The sequence below is a fragment of the Pseudobutyrivibrio sp. OR37 genome (assembly GCF_900113655.1).
Lineage (GTDB): Bacteria > Bacillota > Clostridia > Lachnospirales > Lachnospiraceae > Pseudobutyrivibrio.
Window position 1 is genome coordinate 1 of the sequence record NZ_FOQF01000057.1, and the last position, 6,450, is coordinate 6,450.

The following is a 6,450-nucleotide window of genomic DNA, read 5'->3' on the forward strand; positions in this document are numbered from 1 at the left end:
ACCATAAATGTGTTAAATGGGATGATTATGAATTTACCAAGGAAGAATTACAAGAATTGGATGAGCTCTGCCATGGGAACTGGATTGAAATCCAGCGACTTTATGAATACATCGATGAGCTCCAAGAACTTCTTAAAGAAAACAATATTTCATATCCATACTTTTTCTAAAACAATCATTGGGGCTGGCTTGTCCAGCCCCTCAAAAGTGCCCCTCAAACCGTACCCTCAAACCAGCCCCTCAAACCATACCCTCAAAAACTCCCACTAAAAAAGGGCTTGCCCCTCACGACAAACCCTCATAAACTTTGGCAAACCCTCAAAAACTTTGATTATCCACATTTTTTTACATTATTATGCACTTTATTCGATTCATTCGCTCATCCAGCTCGTGATATACAGGAGTAAGGGGCCACGGCAGAAGCTCTATATATTCCTTGTCACCTTCTTCAAGCTTTTGCAGAGCTTGTAGGAATTTCTCATCCTTCTTATATAGAAGCTTTCCAAATTCACATTTAACGTACTGCTTGTAGGAATTATCAACCGTCGTAACGACTCTTCTAAAGCTGATTCTACCAAAGCTGTCCTGCTCCTTTACAAAGGATGCTATGTCTTGCGTTTGCTTTGGCTCCTCTAGACAGATTTTCCCAATATTTACAAAATGCTCCCACATGTAGCCTGCAATCTTTTCCCTGGGGATAGGATAATCCAGATTATCAGCTATCTGGGATATGGAATAGCCAAGGTCTGCAAGATGACGCACTGCCCCACCTGCCGCAGCATCATTTATGAAATTTGATAAGGCCTTATTAAACTCTTTCATTTTTATTTCTATTTTTTATAATACAAAGTTTTTCCTTACAATTTGAACACTGCAAATGTTTATTACTTCCAAACCAAAAATTTTCAGGATGTTTTGCATAACCCACTTCCCATTTGATAAGTACGATAAGTGCTGTAAAAAACAAGCTCCAGGAAAAGAAATTTTTGATAAAAAGCATTGGGGTAAACATCATAAAATATCCCCAGTCATAGATTCTGCAATTAATACAGCATTTATTATGCATTATGAAGGTTTGAAATGGACAGAAAAACAGTATGCAAATATAATCGCTTAAGTAAAAGAACACAGTCAGCATCAGCATATCCGCTACAGTTATTATTTTAAACAGATATAACAGGGCAAATACAGCATTAAAGCTAAGCCAAACCAACATCACAAACCATGCTTTTACATTCATCTGTTGAATGAATTCTAATAACTCCAGACGAGAATATCCTTCCACCTCTTCAAAGCCTTTTATATTTCCTTTGCGATATGCCATTGATAAATATTTATGTGGGATGATATGCTGCAGCATCATAATCATAAATATTGCCCATAATACATGAAGAGGTCTGATTCCATATTCAGATATTCCAAATGTAAATTCATGTGTCATGAACTCTACAAGTACATCTTTATGTAAAATGTAAACTGAAAATATAAACAGAAAAACTATCAGCCTAAATCCAAAATTTATAAGAGCTCTTTTCATCATTCTTGTCATTACAAATCACCTCATGCATATTCTAATACATAAGTTTTAAGAATGTTTATTTTTCATAATCATTTAACAATATCCTAAAATATAGTAGTATAATTTCGTTTGATATATCTTTCTACCAAAGGAGAATACTATGAAATACAAAAATTATATCTTTGATTTATACGGAACACTTATAGACATACATACTGACGAGAATGAAATGATGCTTTGGGAGTTTATGGTAGAGTACCTTAAAGAACATTTCGGTACTATTACAATTCCTGAAAAGCTTAAGGATGATTATATTAGAATTTGCGCGGAAGAAACTGATAAGCTTGCTGCAAAAAATGGCAGCTGCTACCCTGAAATTAAGATTGAATGGGTATGGCAAAGATTAATTGGCTGTGATTGCAGCGATGATGAAATGCGCGCTCTTTGCGTAGCTTTTAGAGAGAAATCCCGCAAGAAGCTTGTTTGCTATAAGAACGTTCACAAGGTTCTATCTGAAATCAAAACAGCTGGCAGCCATATTTATCTTCTTTCAAACGCCCAGCGTCTTTTCACTGAAAAGGAACTGGATGATACAGGCCTCACTGAATATTTTGATGATATATTTATATCTTCTGATATGGGAATAAAAAAGCCCGATGCTGCCTTCATTAATAGCTTAATGAAAAAGCATGGGCTAGTAAAATCTGAAACTGTTATGGTCGGCAATGAAATCAAGGCCGACATCGGCTCTGCCATTGCCGCTGGTGTAGATGGCATCTACCTAAACACCTACTGCCACACTCCTGAGGAGCTAGACGCTGATTTGGCTGATTGCGGTTATGGTGATTCTAATATAGAGCTTACTATCATTGATGATGGAGATGATTGCTTTAAATCTGTTATCTAAAAATAATTCTTCATAATCAATCTATTTTACGCTATTCCAGTACTCAAGGGCTGCTTCCATCTTTTTTATAACCTTAGGAGGCAGCACCTTAGGTCCCATATTAAAAAGATTATCGATGCCGGCCACGGCACCAACACCAAAATTATCATATAGAGAAATGTGATAATCCTTACTTCCGTGCCAGAATTTGATTTTGCCGACAAAATCATTTGAAGGGTTTTTGTCGTACTGCTTTGCTATTTCTAAGGCTGTATCGATGCAGGTTTTCATTTCATCCTCCTTTTTGAGGCAGGTAAGAACCAACGCTTTAAAGACAAGCCCCATGATCTTCATCTTGGAAAGATAGCTGTTCTTGCTCATGTCAGTACTGGTAGCATCTACTATAGTCATATACCAATCCATAACCTCGCAAGCTTCCTTGTAAGCCTTCGTATTGTCCATAGAAACCAGCACCATAAACATTTCTGTAGAAAACTCCAAGGTTTTGACTAGAATTGAAACCAAAACTCTTGTATAAACCTCCATTGCTTCCTCAGGCTTGCCCGTCATTCTTAAAATATTAGCTATATTGATGTCTGCTATCCCCTGATAATTTATCTTTTTAAACTCCTCAAGAGATTTCTCAGGGTTATCACGACCTTTTATAGTTGCTATGCGATATTTAATGCTAAAGGTTTCCTGCTCCGGATTGTCACTCTGTGAAATGTAGCGAAGAGACGACTCATAAAGTTCGATTGCTTTGTCCCGATAATCCTTCAAATCTTTCATCGATGAAACGATATGGTATGTGTCCGCACAGCTTGTGAGAATCTTAAAGTTACCCGGATATCTAACCAGTGCTTTTTCTGCCTCAGCGATAGCCTCGTCATATTTATCCTCATGTAAAAGAGCATCTAGCCTGTCAGAAATATCTTTGACGTTCTTGGAGGACATGCTATAGCCCAGAAGCACATCGACAGATATGCTAAAAAAGTCTGCCAGCTGCATAAGAGTTAAAATATCAGGCACATTACTGCCGCTTTCCCATTTTGATACAGCTCCAACCGTAACTCCAAAGGCTTCTGCCAGTTCTTCCTGGGTCAGATTCATGCTCTTTCGGTATTTTTTTATGTTTTCATTAAGCTTTATCTGCATAGCAAACTCCTTTAATGAAATATTTCTTATACTAAATTTGCTGATACTTTCTCGTTTTTAATTCCAAGGGAGCCTTCCTCAAGCTCCATCTGTGGCTTTACAAAGACTAAGATTGCAAGAATAGCTATTGCAAAAATCACGCAGAATACAAGAATTGCTCCTGTGCTGACCTTAGTTACAACTGCGCTTAATAGAAGTGAACCCACAGGCATACATGCTGTTCCGCAAGCGCCCATTACTGCGGCTGCTCTTGCAATATATTTTGGATCAGCATTTTTCATAAACTGGATATTGATTGTACCGCCTATGATTGAAGCTGCCACCATCATGATAAAAAATGAAGCTGCTACGTCCACATAACAAGCAATATTATTTCCAGCAAAAACTCCACCGCAAGCCATACCAAGCATTCCTGCTGCGAGAAGTGATGTTCCAAACATGATCATCTTAAGTGGAGAGAGTTTCTGTGAAAGAACTGGTACAAATGCAGATCCAGCAATGCCTCCGATTGCAGCAAATGCGCCTGCAATACTAAGGATTTCACCGCCCATTCTGAATATCTCGCTGGCAATTGGCGCCTGAAGTGCGTTTATTGGAATGAGCATAAAGTTAAGAGCGACTGCAAGTAAGCCATAATTACAGATAACTCGTGAGCTTGCCACATATCTAAATCCATCCAGGAAAAATTCAATTTTACTCTGCTCTATTTTGTTCTCTGTTTCTCCGGTAGCGGATGTTGTCTTGAATGCTTCATTTTGTGCTGCTTCAGTAATTGCTACGCTTCCAGCCTTCATTGCACCGATAAGAGCCGCTGCAACTGCAAAAGTTACTACATCAATCATCATTGCTGTAGAAACACCTGCTGTTGCAATGATTACGCCGGCAGCACCTGTACCTGCCAGTGATGCAGCACTTGAAAGCATGGAATTAAGACTCATTCCGCAGGTCATATGCTCTTTCTTGACCACCTGCATTGTAAATGCTGAAGTTGCAGGAAGATTAAAGGACTCCACTGTTGTGATGACCAAAGTAAAGATTGCCATAACTAGGGCATTCACCAGACCTGCTCTATATAAAAGTGCAAACAATGTAATAATGACTGCCCTAAGAAGATGTGTTGCTACAATCACATACTTCTTGTTCATCTTCTCAACAATGGCTCCTGCAAAAGGCTGTACCACCACGTTTGGAAGTGTATTAAGCGCAAAAACTATTGCTGACCATGCTGCGCTATGTGTAATCTGATAAACCAGCCATGTAAAAGCGATTGCATCTACAGAATCACCAAATCGGTTGATAACCGTAGCAAAAATCAGCTTTCTATATTCATGTTCCTTAATGATTTCCCCATACATTTTCCTGTTCTGTTCCATATCTGAAGCCTCCTTACTTGTTTTCATGACTTCATTTTATATGGAACTTATACTAATTATAATACACTTGTTGTACTGGTTGTAAAAGAAAAACTTTCCGTTACGGAAAGTTATTTTCTGTTACATTCTATCCACGATACAGCAAAATCTACTAATTCACGTTGGTTCATCAGCTTTATGTCAGCATTGCCCACTTTTACCTTACATGTAGTACAGGCTACTTCAAATGCCCTTCCTATATCTTTGAAGTCCTCTCCATCAACATACAATGTTTCATAAGCTTTCCAGACACGAACTCCATTCTCCATGACTGCACTGTGTTCAATGCAGGTATGTTTGCTTGAGTATTCTGCACGCACATCCGCTAAATGAATGGAAGTATTCTTATCATAATCAACTCCAATCAGTAAAACTTTCCCATCGAGTTTATAAAGCCTCCCAATTGGTGATGAGTCGCCAAATATATTCGAGAGATCATGGTTCTCAGTTAAATACTTAGCATTCTTTCCCCAAGCCGCAACAGATCTAGCTGGATGGTCACTCCTTAATGTTCCAGGCCATGAACGGAACATTTCGGCAACCGCACCCATAGTGTTTGTCGGAGTAATCGCCTTATCATATGCCGGCCAATTTTCGCGTATTGTATCCCAGTCAGCCTCATCTGCATCCCAATGAACTCCTGTTTCCGGATCAAGGTTTTTCCATGACTGTGTAGGCATCATAATAGTTCCATTCTGCCCCACAACATCAATCAAAGCTTCAATAATAGTCTGTGCACCACCACATACATATCCAATCTGTCCAAGTGATGTATGTACCATTACTGAATCACCATTCTGGAGCCCAACACTTTTTAATGCACTTACTATATCTGATTTAATGATAGTCTTCATACTCTTCTCCCCCTGTTAGACATTTTAAACTGAGATATTATCTTACAAACAGCCGATTCTTGTCTTAAGAATTCGTTTCCTTAAGCTGTTGTCTAAATAATATATGTTTTCTTTTTCCTCATTTGCTACAATACAGCTATCATCCCATCCATATTTTCGACAAAGAGCCTTGTTAAATGCATAATGCGATACTGGTTTTTCCTCAGAAACATTAAGAATCCCGACATAATCATTTGTAGTCAGTTCAATAATTGCATCAGCCAATTCATTCACATCAACGATACTGAATTCAATATTATTGGCTCTGATATATATATCTCCGGAGTCCACATGTTTTTTCAATGCAAGACTCCTCGTAATATATATTTTGTTACTAAGTTTTTACATTTATACAACTCCATCAATCGGTTTGGTTATGCTCATGATATTATTGACCTTGAGTCAATCAGGTAATAGTTCTTTCACTCCTTGTTGAGCCTTAATGGTTACTTCATTAATAGTCAGTTCCCCTGGCACGGAAGTTAACTTCAAACCCACTAGCTGTTTGTTAGAGTTCATGGTTTCCCATTGGCAGTTGGGTCGCAACAAATCATCTCTAACTGAATTCTTTTATGCGAGGTTGTT

The 6,450-nt window shown here is 38.3% G+C and carries 8 protein-coding genes; 2 read left to right on the forward strand and 6 right to left on the reverse strand.

The window, feature by feature from the left end:
- A partial coding sequence (locus tag BM097_RS16985) for a mobility-associated LCxxNW protein (protein WP_143084968.1) occupies positions 1–170 on the forward strand: 170 nt, incomplete at its 5' end.
- Positions 171–345: 175 nt separating this feature from the next.
- Here BM097_RS16985 and BM097_RS15535 read toward each other — a convergent pair.
- Positions 346–822 carry a hypothetical protein gene (locus BM097_RS15535; protein ID WP_090552524.1) on the reverse strand — a complete coding sequence of 159 codons (477 nt, stop codon included), beginning with the start codon at positions 820–822 and terminating at the stop codon, positions 346–348.
- The gene (locus tag BM097_RS15540) at positions 809–1,549 is read right to left on the reverse strand and encodes a hypothetical protein (RefSeq protein ID WP_090552527.1); all 741 of its coding nucleotides are present in this window, start codon (positions 1,547–1,549) and stop codon (positions 809–811) included. The genes BM097_RS15535 and BM097_RS15540 overlap by 14 nt, the downstream gene beginning before the upstream one ends.
- 130 nt (positions 1,550–1,679) lie before the next feature.
- Between BM097_RS15540 and BM097_RS15545 the strand changes: the two genes are divergently transcribed.
- The gene (locus BM097_RS15545; RefSeq protein ID WP_090552530.1) at positions 1,680–2,426 is read left to right on the forward strand and encodes an HAD family hydrolase; all 747 of its coding nucleotides are present in this window, start codon (positions 1,680–1,682) and stop codon (positions 2,424–2,426) included.
- A 21-nt stretch (positions 2,427–2,447) separates the two neighbouring features.
- On the opposite strand, the gene BM097_RS15550 is transcribed toward BM097_RS15545, so the two are convergent.
- The 4 genes from BM097_RS15550 to BM097_RS15565 form a co-directional block, all read right to left on the reverse strand.
- Positions 2,448–3,560 (reverse strand): helix-turn-helix domain-containing protein, encoded by a 1,113-nt coding sequence (locus tag BM097_RS15550; RefSeq protein WP_090552532.1) that lies wholly within the window; start codon positions 3,558–3,560, stop codon positions 2,448–2,450.
- A 26-nt stretch (positions 3,561–3,586) separates the two neighbouring features.
- The gene (locus BM097_RS15555; RefSeq protein ID WP_177197489.1) at positions 3,587–4,933 is read right to left on the reverse strand and encodes an MFS transporter; all 1,347 of its coding nucleotides are present in this window, start codon (positions 4,931–4,933) and stop codon (positions 3,587–3,589) included.
- A gap of 110 nt (positions 4,934–5,043) precedes the next feature.
- Positions 5,044–5,826, reverse strand: a complete 783-nt coding sequence (locus BM097_RS15560) for an AAC(3) family N-acetyltransferase (RefSeq protein WP_090552539.1) — start codon at positions 5,824–5,826, stop codon at positions 5,044–5,046.
- 42 nt (positions 5,827–5,868) lie between these two features.
- Entirely contained in the window at positions 5,869–6,168 is a 300-nt protein-coding gene (locus BM097_RS15565) for a Rossmann-fold NAD(P)-binding domain-containing protein (RefSeq protein ID WP_090552541.1), read from the reverse strand.
- Between the last annotated feature and the right edge of the window lie 282 nt (positions 6,169–6,450).

Bases quoted from the DNA above. Each gene is read 5' to 3' on its own strand.
- BM097_RS15535 (WP_090552524.1), bottom strand. From the start codon at position 822: ATGAAAGAGTTTAATAAGGCCTTATCAAATTTCATAAATGATGCTGCG.
- BM097_RS15540 (WP_090552527.1), bottom strand. From the start codon at position 1,549: ATGACAAGAATGATGAAAAGAGCTCTTATAAATTTTGGATTTAGGCTG.
- BM097_RS15545 (WP_090552530.1), top strand. From the start codon at position 1,680: ATGAAATACAAAAATTATATCTTTGATTTATACGGAACACTTATAGAC.
- BM097_RS15550 (WP_090552532.1), bottom strand. From the start codon at position 3,560: ATGCAGATAAAGCTTAATGAAAACATAAAAAAATACCGAAAGAGCATG.
- BM097_RS15555 (WP_177197489.1), bottom strand. From the start codon at position 4,933: ATGGAACAGAACAGGAAAATGTATGGGGAAATCATTAAGGAACATGAA.
- BM097_RS15560 (WP_090552539.1), bottom strand. From the start codon at position 5,826: ATGAAGACTATCATTAAATCAGATATAGTAAGTGCATTAAAAAGTGTT.